Raw genomic sequence first — 20,772 nt, 5'->3', positions numbered from 1 at the left:
GGAAAGGTGGCGGGCCGTCTGGCCGCCACCTTTCAACTTAGTGCCGATTTTCCGTCCGTCAAGCGCCGTCAGCCGACGGTGTTGAACTCGGGCCCGTAGGGATACTTGGTGATGTCCTCGTTGCCCTCCTCGGTAATGACGAGGATGTCATGCTCGCGGTAGCCCCCGGCGCCCGGCTGGCCTTCTGGGATCGTCAGCATCGGCTCCATTGATATCACCATGCCGGGCTCCAGCACCGTGTCGATGTCCTCGCGCAGTTCCAGCCCCGCCTCGCGGCCATAGTAGTGGCTGAGAACACCAAACGAATGGCCATAGCCGAAGGTCCGGTACTGCAGCAGGTCGCGCTCGGCGAAGAAGTCGTTGACCTTCGCCGTCACCTCGGCGCAGGAGACGCCCGGCTTCAGAAGGCTCATGCCGAGTTCATGCGCCGCAACGTTCGCCTCCCAGATATTCAAGGACGCGTCGTCCACCTCGCGCACGAACATCGTCCGCTCCAGCGCCGTGTAGTAGCCCGAGATCATCGGGAAAGTGTTGAGGCTGAGGATATCGCCCACTTGCAACTGACGTCCCGTGACCGGGTTGTGCGCCCCGTCGGTGTTGATCCCCGACTGGAACCAGACCCAGGTGTCGCGGTACTCGGCATCTGGAAAGCGTTTGGCGATCTCCAGCTCCATCGCGTCACGTCCCGCCATCGCGACGTCGATCTCGCGCACGCCGGCCTTCACCGCCTCGCGGATGGCGTAGCCGCCCACGTCGGCGACATTGGCGCCATGCGTGATCAGCGCGATCTCGGCGGCCGACTTGTGCATCCGCTGCTTCATCGTGGTGGGCGCGATATCGACCAGTTTCGACGGCGACAGGAACGACTTGAGCTTTTCCGACTGCAAAAGCGTCAGATGATCGCCCTCATAGCCGACCACTTTGCCCGAACCGGTCACCGACAGGATCGCGCGCCAGTAGTTGTCGCGCTGCCAGTCGGTGTAGGTGACGTTGTCTCCATGTGACCGCCGCCACGGCTGGGCCGCATCGATGCCCGCGCTGATCGTCACATCCTCGGTCGCGGTGACGACGAGCGCATAAGGCCGCCCGAACGCGCAATAGAGGAACCCCGAATAATAGGCGATGTTGTGCATCGAGGTGAGCACCACCGCCTCGACCCCCTGCGCATCCATGATCGCGCGCAGCCCGCCGAGCCTTGCGTCATATTCCGATGCAGCGAAGGGCAGAACCTTCTCGCCCTGGTGAAACCGGTATTGCTGCGGACGTGTCGCCATCGTGCTGTCGCCCTGCTGGAAATTCTCGTGTTGTGGACGTTTCGTCATGTTCAGACCTCACATTGTGGGGTCTCGGACCTCGCCCGGAACCCCGAAAGGTCCCGGCGTACAGGACTTCAGGCGGATATCTCCGCGAGCGTCGGGGCGGATGCCCCTGCGGCGACGCCATCGCCACGGGCTCGCGCACCTTTTATCCCGACCGCCCGAACCGGCGCTAGTCGAAAAACGACACGCGTCCGGCTTCTTCATTGCGCAAATACCCTGCGGCGGTCCGGGGGCGCAAAGCCCCCGGCGCCTGCGCCCGTCCACCGGTTCACCGGCGCCGGTGCCGCGTTGGTCCGCTCGGCGGAACGAAGCGGGCTTTCAAAAAATCAAGCTCGAATGACCGGTCATTTACGCAGCCGCACCTTGGGCCGGGAAACACGTCTCGCCCGAAAGCGGGCGTTCCATGTGGAAATACGGTCGCTGTCGCGATCCTCATATTCTCTGATCGACGCCTCAAGTTCCGTTGAGTCAGCTGGTTCACGATCTTCGCCAAGCTCTGTCAGTCGCATCGTGTACCAAGCCGTGATCCCGCCCTCGGGCGGGTCAGAGAACCTCGGGAACTTGGGGGCACCCTTCGTGCCGGACCGCCACCCATTTGGAAGCGTCGGGTCGAGAACGAGTGCCCGCGCGAGGCCGACCATGTCAACGCTGCCTCGGGCGACTGCATCGGTCGCGTGCTGCAGGGTTTTGAATCCACCCGTCGCCATTAGCGGCTTGCGGGTCAGGGGCCGGGCGCGTTCTGCAAAATCAAGGAAATAAGGCCCCGTGCCCGCACTGTCTGAGGCGGACCGCGCGCCGGGAAAGTAGGTTCCACCGCTGATGTCGATCAGATCGATCCCCGTCCCATCCAACGCCGCGATCACTGCAAGGGCATCTTTCTTGTCAAAGCCCCCTTCCAGTTGATCGGTCGCGTTCAGCTTGATGGCGGTTGGAAAGCCGGGGCCGACAGCGCCGCGCACCTCATCAACGACTTCAAGCAACAGTCGCATCCGGTTCGCTATGGACCCGCCATGTTTGTCATCCCGCCTGTTGAACAGAGGCGAGAGAAACTGGCTCAACAGAAACCCGTGGGCTGCGTGGACCTGAACTCCGCCGAATCCAAGATCCTTGGCGAGGCGCGCTGTCCGGGCAAACTCGGACGGCAGGGCGCGCACCTCGTCCTGGGTCAGGGCCGAACAGATCAGGCCGGGAATGTCGAGCGCGCTCGGACCTTTTGGATCGCTGATTGGAGGATGCGCCATCGCGCCTGCATGGCCAAGCTGAAGCCATAGCTGCGCTCTATTGGCAGACCCCCTGCGGGCGAGGGTTTGGAAACGACGCAGATCAGAATCCGATCGCAGAACGAGATTTCCGGGCTTTTCGGCGAAGTTCGGATTGCCCTGCACCTCGCCAATAATCGACACGGCCAACCCACCTTCCGCCCAACGTTCGTAGAGCCGGATTTGTGCATCCGTAGGATCGCCGCGACCGTCCCCCAGCGAATCCGACATGGCCGACTTGGCAATCCGGTTCTTCAAGACAGTCCCGCACGGCAATTCGAGCGGTTGGAACAGTGTTGCGTAGTGATGATTTTCCATGAAGCGATCCATACCCCGAATGGTCCGCATTGTCGCTTTTTGCGCTCATTCAATCTTGATGCATCATCCGGTAGATTAGGGCTCAAAGCGGACGGACATGCTTTCGCGACATCGCCAATCCCTCTTGGGATTTCGGCTTCCCTGCGTTAATGCGGGCGTCAACACGGGGAGGATGGGAATGCCCTTTCCCGTGAAATCCCTAAAATCCCCTTACGAAAGAGGCAAACACAAGTCTTTTCAACCTCTTGGCCATTGTTTCACGCGTGAAATCCCCTCCGTTTCACACCCTCGGCCGCCGTCCCGACAGCCCCGTACCGGCCCCCGAACGCACCGACTCCCCTCTGGACCGCCCGCCCCCTTCCCCCTAGCCTCGCCCCGGAAAGGGGCCGGGCATGATCCGCTATCTCCTCAGACGCCTCCTCTCGCTCGGCCTGAGCCTCGTCGTGGCGAGCCTCGTCATCTTCGCCGTGATCGAGATCGTCCCCGGCGACCCCGCCTCCTACATGCTCGGCCTGAATGCGAGCGAGGACACGGTCGCCGCCCTCCGCGACCGCCTCGGCCTGAACGCCGCCCCGCCCGTCCGCTACTGGACCTGGATCACCGGCATGATCCAGGGCGATTTCGGACAGTCCTACACCTACAAGGTGCCGGTTTCCCAGCTGGTGGCCGAACGCCTCGCCGTTTCGGCGCCGCTTGCCGCCTTTGCGCTGGCGCTCGCTGTCGTCATCGCCTTTCCCGCCGGCCTCGTTGCCGCCGCGCGCAGAGGCCAGGTCACCGACGCCGCCGTCATGGGCGCGACCCAGGTCGGCATCGCGCTGCCGAATTTCTGGTTCGCGATGCTCCTCGTCCTCGCCTTCGCGCTCCACTGGCGCCTCTTCCCGGCAGGCGGCTTCCCCGGGTGGGAGGGCGGCGTCGGCCAAGGCCTCCGCGCCCTTACCCTTCCTGCCTTCGCGCTCGCGCTGCCGCAGGCGGCGATCCTCGCCCGCGTGCTGCGCTCGGCGCTGATCGAGACGCTGGGCCAGGACTACATCCGCACCGCCCGCGCCAAGGGGCTGACGCGGGGCCAGGCGATCCTGCGTCACGCGCTCCGCAATGCCATGATCCCTGTCCTAACCATCCTCGGCATGCAGTTCTCCTTCCTCCTCGCGGGCGCCATCATCATCGAGAACGTCTTCTACCTGCCCGGCCTCGGGCGGCTCATCTTCCAGGCCATCACCCAGCGCGACCTCATCGTGGTTGAGAGCGTCGTGATGATCCTCGTCTTCGCCGTCATCCTCGTCACCTTCCTCGTCGACCTCGCCTATGCCGCGATCGATCCGCGCCTGAGGAAGCGCGTATGAGGCTGTCCTTCGTCCTCGGAATCGCGCTCTCGCTCGCGGCCCTTCTCGCCGCCGCCATCTCGCTCGTCTGGACGCCCCACGACGTCACCGCGCTCACCATCGCGGAGCGCCTAGAGCCCCCCTCGCCCAACCACTGGCTCGGCACCGACCATTTCGGCCGCGACATCGGCTCGATGCTGATGTCGGGCGCCCAGACCTCGATCGCCGTCGCGCTCGTCGCCGTCGGCATCGGCATGGGGCTCGGCGTGCCGCTCGGGCTCCTCGCCGCCGCCAACCGGGGCAGCCTGATCGACGAGGTCGTGATGCGCGGCAACGATCTGATCTTCGCCTTCCCTTCTCTCGTCATCGCAATCCTGATCACCGCCGTCTTCGGGCCCTCGGCCGTCAACGCGATCCTCGCCATCGGCATCTTCAACATCCCGGTCTTCGCCCGCGTGACCCGCGGCGGCGCGCTTTCTCTCTGGACGCTCGACTTCATCCGTGCCGCCGAGGTCGCAGGCAAACGCGCCGCCCGCATCTCGGTCGAGCACATCCTGCCCAATGTCACGAATCTGCTGATCGTGCAGGGCACGATCCAGTTCTCCCTCGGCATCCTCGCCGAAGCGGGCCTCAGCTATGTCGGGCTCGGCGCCCAGCCGCCGACACCGTCCTGGGGGCGGATGCTGGCCGAGGCGCAGACGATGGTGACGCTCGCCCCTCACGTCGCGATCTTCCCGGGCCTCGCCATCGTCTTCACCGTCCTCGGCCTCAACCTCCTTGGCGACGGCCTCCGCGATCATCTCGACCCTCGCCTGAGACGCGTCCGATGACGCTGCTGTCGGTCCGGAACCTCTCGCTGGCGATCCACGGGCTCCCCATCCTTTCGGATGTCTCCTTCGATATTGCCCCGGGCGAGACCTTCGGCCTTGTGGGCGAATCCGGCTCGGGCAAGTCTATGACGGCGCTCGCCGTGCTGGGGCTTCTGCCGCCCGGGGCACGCGTTTCGGGCGAGGCCCGCTTCACCGGCGACAATCTCCTGGCGCTGCCCGAGCGCCGACTGACCCGTATCCGCGGCAACGAGATCGGCATGATCTTTCAGGAGCCCATGACCGCGCTCAATCCGATGAAGACCATCGGCGACCAGGTCGCCGAGACGCTTCTCATCCACCGCGCCGCCACCCGCGCCGAGGCGCGCGCGGTCGCCCGCGAGAAGCTCGCCCGCGTCGGCCTGCCCGGGGACCGCTTCCCGCTCTCGCGCTACCCCCATGAGCTTTCCGGGGGCCAGCGTCAGCGGGTCGCGATCGCCATGGCCATCGCACTGAGGCCGAAGCTCCTCATCGCCGACGAACCCACGACGGCGCTCGACGTCACGACCCAGGCGCAGATCCTCGATCTTCTCGAAGGGCTGACGAAAGACGAGGAAATGGCGCTCATGCTCATCACGCACGACCTCGCCGTCGTGGCGGGCATGGCGAGCCATGTCGCGGTCATGCAATCTGGCCGGATCGTCGAGAACGGCAGGACGGATACCGTCTTCCGGCGGCGGGCGCACGACTACACGCGACGGCTCTTCGCCGCGTCCGAACACCAGCCTCTGCGCCGACCACAGACCCGCCCCGACACGCTCCTGACCGTGGAAGACGCCGTGCGGGAGTACGTGCTGCCCCGACCCTCCCCTTTCGCGCCACACCCCCGGCTCCGCGCCGTCGACGGCGTGAGTCTGAGGATCCGGCAGGGCGAAAGCGTGGGCCTTGTCGGCGAATCCGGTTGCGGCAAGTCCACGCTCACCCGCGCCATTCTCGGGCTCGACCCGGTCCAGTCCGGCACGATCCGCCTCGAGAGCGCCGCGGTCACGGCAGGCCGCGCAATGCCCCGCGCAGTGCGCGCGCGAATGCAGGTCGTGTTTCAGGACCCCTATGGCAGCTTCAATCCGCGCCACCAGGTCAGCAGGCTGATTGCCGAACCATTCCACCTGACCGGAACCCCGAACGACGCCCGCGACCGCGTCGCGGCGGCGCTCGAGGAAGTCGGCCTTGCGGCCTCCGACATGGAAAAGTACATCCACGAATTCTCCGGTGGCCAGCGCCAGCGCATCGCCATCGCACGGGCGCTCATCATCCGGCCCGACCTTATCGTGCTGGACGAAGCCGTCTCCGCGCTCGACGTCCGGGTCCGCGCCCAGGTCCTCGACCTCCTCGTGCGGCTTCAGGAAAGCCACGGACTCGCCTACCTGTTCGTCAGCCACGACCTTTCGGTCGTGCGCTCGATCACCGACCGCGTCCTCGTCATGCAGTCCGGCCGCATCGTGGAAGAGGGCGAGACGGAACGCGTCTTCGCGGCGCCAAGCCATCCGTATACACAACGGCTCATCGCGGCGACGCCGGTGATCCCGGCCGACTGGAAGGAAAGTGCGTAGAAGTCAGACGCCATGGACACCGGTATCGGCGTGGCTTGGCGGCCAGCATTGCAGACGCTGCCGATCGAGAACCCCTCGACGGGTCCGAGATCGGGCGCCTCCAAGGCGCCGGCCGGAGAAGCATTCAGCCGAGGCGCGTAATCAGCGCCTGGGCGGTGGCCGGATTGGTCGCCTTGTGTCCGGCGATCACGTAGAGGAACACATCGCGCGGCGCCGGTACGGCGGGCGGCTCCTCCACCATCACCAGTCCCTCCGGCACCCTCCCTTCCGCCAGCGCCCGTGCCCGCGCTGCCCAGAGGTCGAGCGCAGCGGCGGAATAGCCTGCAGGCTCCGCCTCTGTCGTGCCCATGATCCGCAGATAGGCGAATGGCGCGGTCGGATCGGCGATCTGGGGAAACTCGCTGTCCCCCGCCAGCACGATGGCGACGCCGTAGTCGCGCACGAGCGCCACGAAGTCCGGCGACCGGAAACTCTCGTGCCGGACTTCTACCGCATGGCGGATCGCGCGGCCTTCGACGCTTTTCGGCAGAAGATTGAGGAAAGCCGCGAAGTCCTCGGGATCGAACTTCTTGGTGGCCATGAATTGCCAGTTCACCGGGCCAAGCTTGTCGCCGAGCAGCAGCAGGCCACTCGCAAAGAACCGCTCGATCGAATCCCCCGCTTCGGCCAGGACGCGGCGGTTGGTTGCGAACCGCGGCCCCTTGACCGCAAAGACGAAACCGTCTGGCGTCTCGTCGCGCCAGCGCGCGAAGCTTTCCGGCTTCTGCGAACCGTAGTAGGTGCCGTTGATCTCGATCGAGGTGAGCCGGCTCGCGGCATATTCCAACTCGCGCTTCCGCGCGAGGCCTTCTGGATAGAAAGATCCGCGCCAGGGTTCAAAGGTCCACCCGCCGATTCCGATGCCGATCCTGCCCGCCATCCGATCCTCCTTGCCGCTCAAAAGTCTAACGCCGTACAGAACAACTGCCCAGCACGGAAGCCAACGGAAGGTGCGATGTCGCCGTTATGCTCGGTAGGGGTCTCGGCATCGGCAACCCGGCTCAGGGCCGCGCGTGGCGCGGCTCGTAGATGCCGAGCTTTCCACCACCCGGAAGTACCATCACCGCGAGCCGACCCCAGCCCTCGTCGCTGACATCGCCGATCTCGATGTACTTGGCGAGCAGATCGGTGCGGAGCCCGTCGATGTCGTCGCACATAAGGAAGAGTTCGTGGCTTCCACCCGTCTCGGCCGGGTGGACCGCCACCTCGGCGGGCGGCAGCGCGAATATCAGCCAGCCGTCGCCGGCGTCGACGGAGGACAGGCCCATCACCTCGCGCAGGAAGGCGCGGTCGGCACCAGCATCGGCGGAATAGACGACGACATGCGCTCCGTTGATCATGTCGGCCCTCCAATCTCGGTTGGCAAAGAACGGCGCGCGGCTAAGATACGCCCGGTGGCGGAGGAAAACCATGCGACTGACTGGAAAGACGGCGATCGTGACCGGAGCAGGATCGGGCTTTGGCGCCGGTATCGCGCGCAGGTTCGCGGCCGAAGGCGCACGGGTCATGGTTGCCGACATCAATTCGGGGGCCGCCGAAGCGGTCGCGGCCGAGATTGGCGGCATTGCGCAGCGCGTCGATGTCTCGATGGCCGAAAGCGTGGCTGAGCTGGCCACGTTGGCCGAGCACGGCCTCGGTGGAGTCGATATCTTGGTCAACAACGCCGGCGTGACCCACGCGCCCGCAGCGCTCGAAGACGTGACGGAGGCCGATTTCGACCGGGTCTTCGCGGTCAACTGCAAATCCGTTTACCTAACTGCCTGTGCGCTTGTGCCGGCCATGAAGGCGCGGGGCGCGGGGGCGATCCTAAACGTCGCCTCGACCGCGGGGCTGTCGCCCCGGCCCCGGCTCAACTGGTACAACGCCTCGAAGGGTTGGATGGTCACCGCGACGAAGGCGATGGCGGTGGAACTGGCGCCTGCCGGCCTGCGGGTCAACGCGATCTGCCCGGTGGCGGGCGAGACGCCGCTTCTGAAGAGCTTCCTCGGCGAGGACACGCCCGAGATGCGGGCGAAGTTCCTCGCCACGATCCCCATCGGGCGCTTCTCGACGCCTGAGGACATGGGAAACGCCGCCGTCTTTCTCTGTTCGGACGAGGCGTCGATGATCACCGGCGTGGCGCTCGAGGTCGATGGCGGGCGCTGCATCTGAGGCCGGAACCGGGGGCTCTGTCTTCGGACCCCTGGAGTATTTGATGACAGAAAGTGGAGCCGGGATGAAAATCGTCAATCTCGCCGAGAAGTTCTCGACGTTCGACACGCACTGGGACCCGAAGGTCGTCGCCGAATACAACGGCAACGACATCATGGTGGTGAAGTTCGAAGGCGAGTTCCCCTTCCACGACCATCCCGACACCGATGATTTCTTTTTCGTGATCGAGGGCGAGGTGTTGCTCGATGTCGAGAACGAGACGCACGTGCTGCACCCAGGCGAGCTTTTCGTCGTGCCGAAGGGCGTGCGCCACCGGCCGCGGGCCGAGCGGGAGGCAAAAGTTCTGCTCATCGAACCCAGGGGCACGCCGAACACCGGCGACCCGACCACCGCCGCTCCGAAGGACCGGATCTGATGCGGCCGGGCGCGCGAAACCTCATCACGGATGTCGCGGGCCTCAGCGTCGGGAATGCCGAAGATCACGTGATCCGAACCGGCGCGACCGTCCTTCTGGGCGCACGGCCGTTCACGGCCGCAGTTCACGTCATGGGCGGCGCGCCCGGCACACGCGAAACCGACCTGCTGGCACCGGACAAGCTCGTCCACGAGGTCGACGCGCTGGTGCTGTCGGGCGGGTCGGCCTTCGGCCTCGATGCCGCCTCGGGCGTCGCCGACGGGCTCCGGGCAATGGGGCGCGGCTTCGCCGTGGGTGACGCCCGCGTACCGATCGTTCCGGGGGCGATCCTCTTCGATCTTCTGAACGGCGGTGACAAAAGTTGGGCCGAGAACCCCTATAAGCGGCTCGGCCGCGCCGCGCTCGCCGCGGTCGCTCCGGATTTCGCGCTCGGGACGGCGGGGGCGGGCACCGGTGCTACAACGCAGGGGCTGAAGGGCGGCCTGGGCTCCGCCTCGGCGATCCTCGAGAACGGCGTCACTGTAGGCGCGCTCGTCGCGGTCAACGCGCTCGGCTCGGTAACCATTGGTCACAGTCCACAGTTTTGGGCTGCGCCGTGGGAGATCGGCGTAGAGTTCGGCGGGCTCGGCCTGCCGGCGCAGTTCGAACCTGCACGTGAGCCCGCCGCCGACAAGCGGGCAAAGGAGGCCACCACGATCGCCGTCGTCGCGACCGACGCCGTCCTCAGTCAGGCCGAGACGCTGCGCATGGCGGTCGCGGCCCATGACGGCATGGCCCGAGCAATCGTGCCCTCGCATACTCCCTTTGACGGAGATCTGGTGTTTGCAGCGGCGACGGGGGAGAAGCCGCTCGCCGACCGGTCCTCGGCGCTCTTCCTAATTGGCCACGCCGCCGCCGCGTGCCTCGCCCGGGCCATCGCCCGCGCAGTCTATGCGGCGGAGGCGCGGCCCGGCGATGTGCTGCCGGCATGGTCCGACCGATTCGGCCATGGATGAAGACCGGCTTTATCGCGATGCCGCGCTGGCCCGGTTCTACGATCTCGACAACGGCTGGACGGACGACCGCAGCTTCTGTCTGAACATGGCTCGCGGGTGCGCCTCCGTGCTTGATCTCGGCTGTGGCACTGGCGAGCTCGCGATCCGGATCGCAGGCGATTACCACACTGCCGTCACCGCGGTCGATCCCGCCCTCGCGATGTTGAATCTCGCGCGGTCCAAGCGGGGCGCGGGCCGGGTCACGTGGGTGGAGGCGGACGCCCGAGACCTCGACCTCGGGCGCAGCTTCGATCTGATCGTGATGACCGGCCACGCATTCCAATCTCTGCTGTCCGAACGGGATCGCGCAGCGTGCCTAACCGCCTTCGCACGACACCTCGCGCCGGAGGGGCGGTTCATCTTCGACAGCCGCAATCCCGCCCGGTGCGAATGGCGCGAATGGCGGCCCGCCCTCTCCCGCCGCGAGATCGCCGATCCTGAATTCGGCTCCGTCGCCGCCTGGAACGATGTTGCCTGGGATTCGGCTAACTACATTGCGACCTACGAAACCGTCTATCTTGTGACGTCGGATGGCCACGAATTCCGCGCCTCGTCGCAGATCGCCTTTCCGTCGCTGAAGGAGCTCAAGCGGCTGATTGCTGCGGCCGGACTCACCGTCGACACTTGGTTCGGCGACTGGACCGGCGCGCCGCTTGCCGCAGACAGCGCCGAGTTCATTCCGCTCGGGCGTCGCGCGTGAGAGTCAGCCGAGAAGCGCGCTCAGAAGCGGGCTAGCCGCGTCCTCCAGCCCTTCGATCACGTCGAAATGATGCTTGCCGGGATCGATGGTGACGGGGCAGGCCCAGGCATTTCCGAGCCGCCGCGCCTGGTCGAGGAAGACTGGCCGCTCATCTCCACCGACCCAGATGTGGACGGGAAGGCCCGGGCGGCGCGCCAGAAGTGCCGGGCTCTCGGCCCGCGCCTCGGCCGCGTCAAGCCTCAGCTCGTCGTTCATCGTCGTCTCCATGAGCGGGCGCAGGTCCGAGAGCGGCGAAATGGGCGCGACGCGACGCAGGTGCTCTGCCACGTCGCCGGGCAGTTTGAGACCCAGGCAGGCTATCCGTGCGGCCAGATGGCCGCCGGCGGAATGGCCCGCAACGACAATGGGCCCCGCGACTTCAGTCGCCACCACACCGAGCGCCGCCGCGATCTCGGCCGTCATCGCTGAAATCTTCGCTGCGGGCGCGAGCGTGTAGGCCGGCATCGCCACTGCCCAGCCGTGCGCGAGAGCGCCCTGGGCGAGGTGCGAGAAATCGCGCGGCCCGAAACGCAGCCAGTAGCCGCCATGAATGAAGACCAGAAGGCCCTCCGGCACATCGGCGGGCAGGAAAAGGTCGAACCAGTTCGCCCCTGACCCGCCATAACTCAGGCCGAGCCGCGCCCGGTCGCCGAGGCTGTCGCGAAACTCTGCCGCCTTTGCCGCCCAGCGCGGCGGATAACCGGCGCCTCCGGGAATATGCTTTGCATTCTCGAATGCCTCGTCATATCTCATGCCCGACATCCTCTCGTCTTGTGGCGGTTCTGGACATTCGCCCGGTCCCGTGCATTTGATCAAATTTCAAACTTAGGGGGATTCCCATGCTTGATACCGCTACCGATCTCCGCTCGCTCCTGAAAGACCCCTCGCTTCTGGTTACAAAGGCCTATGTCGCCGGGCAATGGATTGATGCTGACGACGGCACGAGCTTTGAGGTCACCAATCCGGCGCGAGGCGACGTCATCTGTTCCGTACCCGATCTCAGCCGCGTCGAAACCGCCCGTGCCATCGAGGCGGCTGCCGCAGCGCAGAAGGACTGGGCGGCGCGCACCGGCAAGGACCGCGCAGGCGTCCTGCGCAAGTGGCACGATCTCATGGTCGCCAACGCCGACGACCTGGGCGCGATCCTGACGGCCGAGATGGGCAAGCCCTTGGCCGAAGCGAAGGGCGAGATTCTCTACGGCGCCTCCTTCGTCGAATGGTTCGCGGAGGAGGCCAAGCGCGTCTACGGCGAGACCATCCCCGGCCATCAGCCTGACAAGCGGATCACAGTGATTAGGCAGCCGATCGGGGTCGCGGCCTCGATCACGCCGTGGAACTTCCCGAACGCCATGATCGCGCGGAAGGTCGCGCCCGCGCTCGCCGTCGGCTGCGGCTTTGTCGCACGGCCCGCGGCCGAGACGCCGCTCTCGGCACTCGCCATGGCGGTGCTGGCCGACCGCGCGGGCATTCCCGCGGGGCTCATTTCGGTTATCACATCGAAGAAATCCTCAGAGATCGGCAAGGAATTCTGCGAGAACCCGATCGTCCGAAAACTGACCTTCACCGGCTCGACCGAAGTCGGTCGCATTCTCCTGCGTCAGGCGGCCGACCAGGTCATGAAATGCTCGATGGAGCTTGGCGGCAATGCGCCTTTCATCGTCTTCGACGACGCCGATCTCGACGCGGCGGTCGAGGGCGCCATGATTTCCAAGTTCCGCAACAACGGTCAGACCTGCGTCTGCGCGAACCGGATCTACGTGCAGGCGGGCGTCTATGACGAATTCGCCCGCAAGTTGGCCGAGGCGGTGGCGAAGCTCAATGTCGGCGACGGATTGCAGGAAGGCGTGACCACTGGCCCGCTGATCAACGATTCGGCCGTCGCCAAGGTCGAGGAGCATCTGGCCGACGCGCTGGCGGGTGGCGGCAACGTCCTGACGGGCGGCAAGCGTCACACGCTTGGCGGCACGTTCTTCGAGCCAACCGTGGTGACGGGGGTCACGCAAGAGATGAAGGTTTCCACCGAAGAAACCTTCGGGCCGCTCGCGCCGCTGTTCAAGTTCGAGACCGAGGAAGAGGCGATCCGGCTCGCCAACGACACGATCTTCGGCCTCGCCTCGTATTTCTATGCCCGCGATATCGGCCGCATCACGCGGGTGCAGGAGGGATTGGAATACGGCATGGTGGGCGTAAACACTGGCCTCATCTCCACCGAGGTCGCGCCCTTCGGCGGCGTGAAGCAGTCAGGCCTCGGTCGCGAAGGTTCGCGCCATGGGGTCGAGGACTACCTCGAGATGAAGTACATCTGTCTGTCGGTCTGAGGGGCCGGAACGACTTGGCGAGCGGGTGCACGTAAAAGAAGCCACCCGCTTTGCCTTTGATCTATCCACGGACGATATTGGTCCGGATCGCGGGCAACGTTGCCTTGCGTTTGTTGCACAGGATTCCTTGCCCGACCCGAAGCTGGGCTGGGATGGTCGCATTATCGCGCGGCTGTATCGGCCGCCGCTTCGTGACGCGCTATTCCGATAACACCGGTCTTTCGCCGTTACTGGCTCTCCGGGTTCACTCCCTGGCGGCGCTCCGTCTCAGATAACGAGGCTCAGCAGCCGATGATCTCGGTGGCGATGCCATGCCCCAGAGCGTCTTCGGCCGTAAGCAGGCGGTGCCCCAGCTTGAGTTCACGGACCTCGTCCTTGGTAAGCTTTGTACGGTGGGCCAAAATGTTGATCGAACGTTCTTCGGTCTTCTCCCACCGTTCCGGGAAGCTGTTGAGCTCAGTCCTGTCGTTTGAACTGGCCACTACCCTGAGCGTGACGGGGTGTATCTGCATCGTGCTGCTGCAGCTGATGTTCCGGGTTGCGCCGGCGAGGAACACGTACACGGCCGCCGAGTGGCTGTTGCCGTAGACGGTCGTGGTCAGCCTGTTCTGTGTGTCTGCGATCCGAAGCGCTTCGTAGACGCCGTGCGCCGTCGTCGGGCTGCCGCCGGGTGAATTGATGACGATCTCTTGGGAGAAGCCGCCTTCCAGGCAGGGGATGACCGTATCGAAGATTTTGCCGGTTAGACCCCAGTCGACCTTGTCATCGAGCACAAATCGCTTGTGTTTTCCGGTGCACTTGAGCTTGTCGCCCTCGTCCACCTTGGTCGTTTCAATGGCCGGAATCGCCGTTGTCGCTTCTCCGGCAAACCAGTCGATAGTGAGCGTACCGAGAAGCACTACTGAAAGTGCGGCTACAAGCTTTTTCATCGTCTCCCCCGCCGAACAGGACAGGTACCCCAAAAATCAAGAGACTACGGCTCTGTCGAGCCATGTTTTCGGGCTCAAACTCTGCTTTCTTGACGGTCCTACATAACCAGCAAAAGCCGCCCAAAATATGGCTGGGAATAAGGCCATATTGCGGTTCGAGCTGTTGTTTCGCTGTGATGAGTGAAACTTTAGCCGTCCGTCTGCGCCGCTTCGGCGTCGCACGGCTGACGAACAATCTCATCGAGCATCCGAAGCCGGTGTTCTCAAGATGCCAACCCCCATGCCTGTAATGTGGACCGGACCGACATGGCCATGCGACGTGACCAATAAGAAAAGCCCCGCCGAAGCGGGGCCTGAGCGCGACGCAGGCCCGGCGGCACGGATGGGTGGGGGCTGTTGACCGCACCGCCGGAACCTAGCGTTGTCGCTGCGGCAATGCATCGCCCATGATCGCGGCGGCGCTGCGGACAGAAGGCGACGGTGGCGAGGTGTTTTCGCGGCGTGAAGCGGGCAGGCTTGATTTGCCGCGAAACGGCGATAACATCTTTTCCATGACGGTCCAGCCACCGCCTCCCTTCCGTGCCCATCCCCACCCGCAGGAGCAGGTCTCCTTCAACCGTGCAGAACTTGGTCTGATACTGGGGCTCTACGGTCGCATGGTCGCGGCTGGCGAGTGGCGCGACTACGCGCTGTCGTTTCTGCGCGACATGGCCGTGTTCGCGGTCTTCCGCCGCGCCGCGGAGTTCCCAATCTACCGGATCGAGAAGCGGCCGCGGCTGAGGAACCGCCAAGGAATGTATGCCGTCATCGGCATGGACGGGCGGATCCTGAAGCGCGGGCATGAGCTACCGGTCGTCCTGCGCGTTCTTGAACGCCAGCTGATCCGGCCTGTGAACTGACCTTCGGCAGAATGGTCCATTCGACGTTCAAAGACGCCTAACGATGCGCACCTGCCCCTCGCCCTGTGCTTCGATGCGCGCAATGGCCGCGCCGATCCCTTCCAGCCGCACTGCCATGTGATGGGCGTTGGCATGGATGAGCGTGTCAGCACTCATTGCCATCGCGACATGACCCTTCCAGAAGATCAGATCACCCCTGACCGGCGGCGCGCCCGCGGGCAGTGCACGTCCGAGCGCCTCCTCCTGCAGATCGCTGTCGCCCGGACAAGCTATCCCGCAAGCGAGAAGCGCAGCCTGAACGAGACCGGAACAATCGATGCCCGAGCGGGAATTCCCGCCCCAGAGATACGGCGTTCCGATCAGGCTTTCAGCGACCGCCGCGGGGTCGTCCGCTCTCTCGCCCTCGCGCCCGAGATGGACGCGCGGCGCGAAGCGGCCGTCGTCGGTCTCGACGAACCGCTCGTGCTCCGCCCGGGCGGTGAGCCTTGCGCCAAGGCTCAACATCGCGAGGTCGCGCGACTTCATGTCGGGCGCTTCGTAAAGATGCGTTGCCGGCGCACTGACCCAATGCGTGGCCGCGCCGTCGGTACCGAGCGCCTCTTCCGCAACATAGCCACAGTAGCCGTCCTTCGCCGCCTGGAGGAACGCCCAGCCGGCCCGCCGTTCGAGAATGCGCGCGCGGTCGCCGAACAAAAGCTGCCGGTCGCGCTTGCCCTCTGGCGCGTCTAGAATATCGGCGACGGACAGCGCGATCCGCGCGTGCTCCCCCTCCACGAAGCGATCAGCCTTGACGAGGCCCTGGAGCGAGACATGGGCCACGCGCCCGTTCGCGGGCGTTATCCTCCGGTCGTTCACGCGCCGACGATCCCCGGCAGCGCAGCGAGGATCGCGCGCGCGCCTTGACCGACACCGCCCTTGGGCCGCGCCGGCTCGGCCTTCGGCTGCCAGCCGTAGATGTCGAAATGGACGTATCGCGAGGTTCCGGTCACGAAGCGCCTGAGGAAAAGCGCGGCGGTGATGGACCCCGCCATCCCCCCCGCAGGCGCATTGTCGAGATCGGCTATCGTGGGTTCGATCAACGCCTCGTAGGGCGTCCAGAACGGCATCCGCCATACCGGATCTGCCACCGCCGCGCCCGCGGCGAGGATCGCTCCGGCAATGGCTTCGTCATCGCAGTAGAAGGGCGCGAGGTCGGGGCCGACGGCGACCCGGGCCGCGCCTGTGAGCGTCGCCATCGACACGATCAGGTCGGGAACTTCTTCATCTGCGAACGCGAGTGCATCGGCCAGCACCAAACGCCCCTCGGCATCGGTGTTGTTGACCTCAACCGTCAGCCCTTTGCGGCTCGTCAGGACATCCTGCGGCCGGAAGGCATTGCCCGAGACCGCGTTCTCCACCGCGGGGATCAGGATGCGCAGCCTGAGCTTCAACCCTAGCGCCATGATCATTCGCGCGAGGCCGAGGACTGTTGCCGCCCCGCCCATGTCCTTTTTCATCAGCCCCATCGAGAGCGCCGGCTTGATATCGAGCCCGCCGGTGTCGAAGCACACGCCTTTGCCGACGAGCGTCAGGCGAGGCCCCTCGGTGCCCCAGCGCATGTCGATGAGCCTCGGCGCCCGATCCGAGGCGCGACCAACCGCATGGATCATGGGAAAACCCTCGGTCAGCAGGTCATCGCCCCGGATGACGCGCGCCTCGGCGCCGAAGCCTTTTGCAAGCTCCGTGGCCGCCGCCTCCAACTCGGCGGGTCCCATGTCAGAGGCGGGCGTGTTGATCAGGTCGCGCGTCAGCGCCTCGCCCTCGGCGATGGCGCATATAAGGTCGGCGTCTACGCCAGCGGGCGGGACCAGCCGCGCGGCGGAGGGCTTCGCCGACTTGTAGCGCGTGAACCGATACTGCGCGAGCAGCCAACCGAGCGCGCTTTCCTCCGCCCCCGCCGCCGCGACGTCGCCTTCGAGCCGCCAGTCACCCTCGGGCAGTTCGCCCAGGGCGCGGGCGACGTGAAACCGCCCGCGCGCGCGGTCCGCCGCGTTGCCGAGGCCGAACGCGGCGCCCGACGGCGCGCCGCCCTCGCCCGGCAGCAGGACGAGCTTGCCTAGTGCGCCCTGGAACCCGGCGGCATCCAGCCACGCCCGTTCGGCCGCCGTGCGCCCCGCCAAAAAGCCGGCCGCGCTATCGGCCTCGACCAGATGAAGCGGGCGGGTCGTGGCGGAGGCTTCGGCGAAGGAAAGCGGCATGTCGGACCCCGGTCTGTTTGCGGGGTCAGACTAGCGGTCCAACCGCTATCCGCAAGGCCCTCAGATCGTCATGTCACGCAGGTCCCACACCGCGGTCAGAGAGCGGTCCCCGATCCGGACGAGCCGCGCGAGCGTTGCCGCCTGTGCGACGGCCTCGCCCGCCGCGCTTGTAGTCAACACGTCGCCGGCCACGCTCGCGAAACTTGTCATCCCGATCTGTTCCGCGACCTTGATCAGCAGACGCGCCGCCCGCGCGACACCGGCCGCATTGCGCTCGTCGGCATGGCGCTGGATCTCGCTCAGCCGTGCCGCCAGTTCCTCCATCGCCCGCGCGACGATCTGCTCGGCGCCCGTCTCGCCCAGTTCGGCATACAAAGCCACGAGACAGTCCGGGTTCAGCCGAACCCCTTCCTCGTGGCGCAAAACTGCAAGTTTCGCCACCCATCACCCTCCAGCATCGCGCCCCACGCGCCAGTGCATCGTGACCGCCGCGCCTCAAGAAAATCTTGCCAGCCAAGGCAAAAATCCCTCGAATTCGAACAGCAGTGCCAGTAAGGGGGTGCGCGGACTGAACGCGAGGCGAGCAAGATGGAACATGCAAAGCCGCTGCCGACCTACTTGGTGCACCGCTACCATGGGTGGAAGGCGACGACGTGGGCCGAGAATAGCGCTTGGTACCGGCGCCTCGCAGCCGAGGGCCAGCGTCCGCGCGCGATGGTGATTTCCTGTTGCGACAGCCGCGTCCACGTCACCTCGATCTTCGGCGCGGATCAGGGCGAGTTCTTCATCCACCGCAACATCGCGAGTCTCGTGCCGCCGCACAACCCGGACGGCGAGCATCACGGCACCTCGGCGGCGGTGGAATATGCCGTCACCACGCTGAAAGTCGCGCATATGATCGTGGTGGGCCACTCCTATTGCGGCGGCGTGCAGGGCTGCCACGACATGTGCACCGGACAGGCGCCCGCTCTCGAGGAGAAGACGAGCTTCGTCGGCCGCTGGATGGACATACTGCGCCCCGGCTTCGAACGCGTGAAGGACCTGCCCGAAGCCGAACGTCTCCGTGCGCTCGAGAAAGAGGCGGTGCTCGTCAGCCTCGAGAACCTAATGACCTTCCCCTGGCTGCGCACCGCCGTCGAAGCCGGCGAGATGACGCTTCACGGTCTTTGGAACGATATCGGCGAGGGTGGATTGGAACAGTACGATCCCGGATCGGGCAAGTTCGTGCCGATCTGACTGTGCGGCCCCAGGTCGGGAATATTTTGGCCGGACCATTGCGTGTGTGGCGGATCGCTTTATGTAGCGCCAAAACCTGACTCGGAGGACGCATGGACGCCATTCTTTCCGTGATGGCGCAGAACCTCGTCTCGCCCATCATCCTAAGCTTCGCGCTGGGGCTTCTCGCCGCCGTCGCACGGTCGAGCCTCTCGGTTCCTGAGGCCGCCGCGAAGGCGCTGTCGATCTATCTTCTCTTCGCCATCGGCTTCAAGGGCGGCGCGAGCGTCGCCGCGCACGGGCTCGACTGGACGCTCGGGTTCGCGCTCATCGCGGGCCTTGCGCTCAGCTTGGTGATTCCGGTCATCGCCTTCGCGCTCCTGCGCGGTCTCACGCGCCTTTCCGCGGTCGACGCGGCGGCGGTCGCGGGCCACTACGGTTCGATCTCGATCGTCACCTTCGTCTCGGCGACCGCGATCCTCACCAGCCGCGCGATCGGCCACGAAGGCTATATGGTCGCCGTCGCCGCCGCGATGGAGGCGCCCGCCATCGTCGCCGCCCTCTGGCTCGCGGCGCGGTCGGGAACCGGCGTGAAGATGGACTGGGAACTCTGGCGCGAAGTCCTGCTCAATGGCTCGATCGTGCTTCTCGTCGGCGCTTTCGTGATCGGCGCGATTACCGGCGAGCGCGGGCTAGCCGAAATCGAGAGCTTCATCGTCTCGCCGTTCAAGGGGGTGCTCTGCCTCTTCCTTCTGGACATGGGACTCGTCGCGGGGCGCGGGCTGAAACAGGCGCGCGGCGTCCTCTCCGGCGGCGCCGTCGTCTTCGCGGTTCTCATGCCGCTCGTCGGCGCAGCGCTCGCGCTGCCTGTGGGCATGGTGCTCGGCCTCAGCGCGGGCGGCGTGGCGCTTTTCATGACGCTCGCCGCCTCGGCCTCCTACATCGCCGTGCCCGCCGCGATGCGGGTGGCGCTGCCCGAGGCCAATCCCTCAATCTACCTGACGCTCTCGCTCGGCGTCACCTTCCCGTTCAACCTCGCGCTCGGCATCCCGCTCTACGTCACGGTGGCCGAGCGCCTCAGCGGAGGCTGACCATGCAGACACACAAGGCCAAACGCGTCGAGATCATCATCGAAGCGCCGCTCGAGCGCCGCCTGACCGACGCGATCACCGCCGCGGACGTATCCGGCTTCACCATCCTGCCGGTGCGCGGCGGGTCCGGCCGCTCGGGCCGCTGGAGCCGCGAGGGTCAGGTCTCGACCGCGGGAGGCATGGTCGCCGTCGTCTGCATCATCCGGCCCGAGCGTCTGGACACGCTGCTCGAAGCGGCTTTCTCGGTGGTCGAACGCCACATCGGCGTGGTTTCGGTCACCGATTGCGAGGTGCTCCGCGCCGAGCGGTTCTGAGGCGCCGCGCCGGTCGCCACAAAGTGAGTGCCGGCGCGCCCTTCTGCGTGCTAGCTTGGGCCGGCCTGACGAAGGAGGTCCGCGCCATGATTGAAACTCCCCGCCGCGCATCTCTCGCGGCCGCCGCAGTTGCCGCGCTGATGTTCTCTTGCCTACCCGCTCTCTCTGCCGGCAGCGGCGGCAGCGACAGCGCGACGAACACTTCTCGCCCGAACTATGCGGAAGCCCAAGCCGCCGTCGATTCCGGCAGCTACGTCCAGGCCCTCAGGATACTCGCCGGCGTAGTGAAGGCTGAACCGCGCAATGCCGATGCCTGGAACCTGATGGGCTATGCAAGCCGAAAGATGAACCGGCTGGACGAAGCCGACCGCTACTACGCAACGGCGCTTAGAATCGATCCCCGGCATATGGGCGCGCTGGAGTATCAGGGCGAGCTGTTCCTCGAGCGCGGCGACGTCGACCGCGCGCGGCAGAACCTGAGCATGCTGCGCGGGCTTTGCCGGACCTGCGATGAATATAAGGACCTGATCGCTGCCTTCGACGCAGCCGGGCAAAGCTGACGCGGTTCACGGAACCCGGGACAGGCCATCGAAGTTTATCGCCAAGCGCGGTCGCCGGTCCTCCGGCGCCGCGGCCCGCGCCGACGGGGGTCGTCGCTTATGGACGCATCTGTGTGATCGCCAATCCGGGGTCGGGACAGAACCGCCGTGATTCAGAAGCCATCACCCGCGCGATGGAGGTCTTTGGCCGCCGCTCCCGC

22 protein-coding genes are annotated in these 20,772 nt (G+C 65.8%); 13 read left to right on the top strand and 9 right to left on the bottom strand.

Going from position 1 to position 20,772, the window contains the following annotated elements:
• Window positions 1–68 precede the first annotated feature (68 nt).
• Entirely contained in the window at window positions 69–1,274 is a 1,206-nt protein-coding gene (locus DEA8626_RS17460; protein ID WP_108854686.1) for an aminopeptidase P family protein, read from the bottom strand.
• Between the two features lie 389 nt (window positions 1,275–1,663).
• Window positions 1,664–2,908: an NADH:flavin oxidoreductase/NADH oxidase family protein gene (locus DEA8626_RS17455; protein ID WP_245890903.1), complete on the bottom strand. Its 1,245-nt coding sequence runs from the start codon at window positions 2,906–2,908 to the stop codon at window positions 1,664–1,666.
• Window positions 2,909–3,288: 380 nt separating this feature from the next.
• Between DEA8626_RS17455 and DEA8626_RS17450 the strand changes: the two genes are divergently transcribed.
• Genes DEA8626_RS17450 through DEA8626_RS17440 form a run of 3 tightly spaced genes read left to right on the top strand, consistent with a single transcriptional unit; the run spans window position 3,289 to window position 6,631 of the window.
• Window positions 3,289–4,236 carry an ABC transporter permease gene (locus tag DEA8626_RS17450; RefSeq protein ID WP_108854484.1) on the top strand — a complete coding sequence of 316 codons (948 nt, stop codon included), beginning with the start codon at window positions 3,289–3,291 and terminating at the stop codon, window positions 4,234–4,236.
• Window positions 4,233–5,045 (top strand): ABC transporter permease, encoded by an 813-nt coding sequence (locus DEA8626_RS17445; RefSeq protein WP_108854483.1) that lies wholly within the window; start codon window positions 4,233–4,235, stop codon window positions 5,043–5,045. Before DEA8626_RS17450 ends, DEA8626_RS17445 begins: the two co-directional genes overlap by 4 nt.
• A complete protein-coding gene (locus DEA8626_RS17440) occupies window positions 5,042–6,631 on the top strand; it encodes an ABC transporter ATP-binding protein (RefSeq protein WP_108854482.1) in 1,590 nt (529 codons plus the stop codon). Before DEA8626_RS17445 ends, DEA8626_RS17440 begins: the two co-directional genes overlap by 4 nt.
• A 124-nt stretch (window positions 6,632–6,755) precedes the next feature.
• Here DEA8626_RS17440 and DEA8626_RS17435 read toward each other — a convergent pair whose 3' ends face one another.
• Together DEA8626_RS17435 and DEA8626_RS17430 are read right to left on the bottom strand one after the other, a co-directional pair.
• The gene (locus DEA8626_RS17435) at window positions 6,756–7,550 is read right to left on the bottom strand and encodes a DUF72 domain-containing protein (protein WP_108854481.1); all 795 of its coding nucleotides are present in this window, start codon (window positions 7,548–7,550) and stop codon (window positions 6,756–6,758) included.
• A gap of 121 nt (window positions 7,551–7,671) precedes the next feature.
• Window positions 7,672–8,010: a VOC family protein gene (locus DEA8626_RS17430; RefSeq protein ID WP_108854480.1), complete on the bottom strand. Its 339-nt coding sequence runs from the start codon at window positions 8,008–8,010 to the stop codon at window positions 7,672–7,674.
• A gap of 70 nt (window positions 8,011–8,080) precedes the next feature.
• Here DEA8626_RS17430 and DEA8626_RS17425 point away from each other — a divergent pair, with 70 nt between their 5' ends.
• The 4 genes from DEA8626_RS17425 (at window position 8,081) to DEA8626_RS17410 (ending at window position 10,970) form a co-directional block, all read left to right on the top strand.
• Window positions 8,081–8,821, top strand: coding sequence for an SDR family oxidoreductase (locus tag DEA8626_RS17425; RefSeq protein ID WP_108854479.1), 741 nt, complete (start codon window positions 8,081–8,083; stop codon window positions 8,819–8,821).
• A gap of 64 nt (window positions 8,822–8,885) precedes the next feature.
• A complete protein-coding gene (locus tag DEA8626_RS17420) occupies window positions 8,886–9,236 on the top strand; it encodes a cupin domain-containing protein (RefSeq protein ID WP_108854478.1) in 351 nt (116 codons plus the stop codon).
• Entirely contained in the window at window positions 9,236–10,231 is a 996-nt protein-coding gene (locus DEA8626_RS17415; protein WP_108854477.1) for a P1 family peptidase, read from the top strand. The genes DEA8626_RS17420 and DEA8626_RS17415 overlap by 1 nt, the downstream gene beginning before the upstream one ends.
• Entirely contained in the window at window positions 10,224–10,970 is a 747-nt protein-coding gene (locus DEA8626_RS17410) for a class I SAM-dependent methyltransferase (protein WP_108854476.1), read from the top strand. Before DEA8626_RS17415 ends, DEA8626_RS17410 begins: the two co-directional genes overlap by 8 nt.
• A gap of 3 nt (window positions 10,971–10,973) precedes the next feature.
• Here DEA8626_RS17410 and DEA8626_RS17405 read toward each other — a convergent pair whose 3' ends face one another.
• A complete protein-coding gene (locus DEA8626_RS17405) occupies window positions 10,974–11,762 on the bottom strand; it encodes a hormone-sensitive lipase (RefSeq protein ID WP_108854684.1) in 789 nt (262 codons plus the stop codon).
• A gap of 86 nt (window positions 11,763–11,848) precedes the next feature.
• On the opposite strand from DEA8626_RS17405, the gene DEA8626_RS17400 reads away from it, so the two are divergent.
• Window positions 11,849–13,327, top strand: a complete 1,479-nt coding sequence (locus tag DEA8626_RS17400; protein ID WP_108854475.1) for an NAD-dependent succinate-semialdehyde dehydrogenase — start codon at window positions 11,849–11,851, stop codon at window positions 13,325–13,327.
• A gap of 281 nt (window positions 13,328–13,608) precedes the next feature.
• Here the strand turns inward: DEA8626_RS17400 and DEA8626_RS17395 are convergent, their stop codons facing one another.
• Window positions 13,609–14,256, bottom strand: a complete 648-nt coding sequence (locus tag DEA8626_RS17395; RefSeq protein WP_108854474.1) for an ATP-dependent Clp protease proteolytic subunit — start codon at window positions 14,254–14,256, stop codon at window positions 13,609–13,611.
• 551 nt (window positions 14,257–14,807) lie between these two features.
• Between DEA8626_RS17395 and DEA8626_RS17390 the strand changes: the two genes are divergently transcribed.
• A complete protein-coding gene (locus DEA8626_RS17390) occupies window positions 14,808–15,155 on the top strand; it encodes a DUF2794 domain-containing protein (RefSeq protein WP_108854683.1) in 348 nt (115 codons plus the stop codon).
• Window positions 15,156–15,182: 27 nt separating this feature from the next.
• Here DEA8626_RS17390 and DEA8626_RS17385 read toward each other — a convergent pair whose 3' ends face one another.
• Genes DEA8626_RS17385 through DEA8626_RS17375 form a run of 3 tightly spaced genes read right to left on the bottom strand, consistent with a single transcriptional unit; the run spans window position 15,183 to window position 17,833 of the window.
• Window positions 15,183–16,010, bottom strand: a complete 828-nt coding sequence (locus DEA8626_RS17385; protein ID WP_108854473.1) for a C40 family peptidase — start codon at window positions 16,008–16,010, stop codon at window positions 15,183–15,185.
• Complete coding sequence (locus DEA8626_RS17380) at window positions 16,007–17,392, bottom strand: leucyl aminopeptidase family protein (RefSeq protein WP_108854472.1); 1,386 nt, start codon at window positions 17,390–17,392, stop codon at window positions 16,007–16,009. Before DEA8626_RS17380 ends, DEA8626_RS17385 begins: the two co-directional genes overlap by 4 nt.
• A 60-nt stretch (window positions 17,393–17,452) precedes the next feature.
• Entirely contained in the window at window positions 17,453–17,833 is a 381-nt protein-coding gene (locus DEA8626_RS17375; RefSeq protein ID WP_108854471.1) for a hypothetical protein, read from the bottom strand.
• Window positions 17,834–17,980: 147 nt separating this feature from the next.
• On the opposite strand from DEA8626_RS17375, the gene DEA8626_RS17370 reads away from it, so the two are divergent.
• From DEA8626_RS17370 to DEA8626_RS17355, 4 genes are all read left to right on the top strand, one after another.
• The gene (locus tag DEA8626_RS17370; RefSeq protein ID WP_108854470.1) at window positions 17,981–18,628 is read left to right on the top strand and encodes a carbonic anhydrase; all 648 of its coding nucleotides are present in this window, start codon (window positions 17,981–17,983) and stop codon (window positions 18,626–18,628) included.
• 92 nt (window positions 18,629–18,720) lie between these two features.
• Window positions 18,721–19,698 carry a sodium-dependent bicarbonate transport family permease gene (locus DEA8626_RS17365; protein WP_108854469.1) on the top strand — a complete coding sequence of 326 codons (978 nt, stop codon included), beginning with the start codon at window positions 18,721–18,723 and terminating at the stop codon, window positions 19,696–19,698.
• A gap of 2 nt (window positions 19,699–19,700) precedes the next feature.
• On the top strand, window positions 19,701–20,012 hold the full coding sequence (locus DEA8626_RS17360) for a DUF3240 family protein (protein WP_108854468.1): 312 nt from the start codon (window positions 19,701–19,703) through the stop codon (window positions 20,010–20,012).
• Between the two features lie 86 nt (window positions 20,013–20,098).
• Window positions 20,099–20,572: a tetratricopeptide repeat protein gene (locus DEA8626_RS17355; protein ID WP_108854467.1), complete on the top strand. Its 474-nt coding sequence runs from the start codon at window positions 20,099–20,101 to the stop codon at window positions 20,570–20,572.
• The last annotated feature ends 200 nt before the right edge of the window (window positions 20,573–20,772 follow it).

This window comes from Defluviimonas aquaemixtae (genome assembly GCF_900302475.1).
Lineage (GTDB): Bacteria > Pseudomonadota > Alphaproteobacteria > Rhodobacterales > Rhodobacteraceae > Albidovulum > Albidovulum aquaemixtae.
This window is presented reverse-complemented; position numbering and strand designations above follow the sequence as displayed.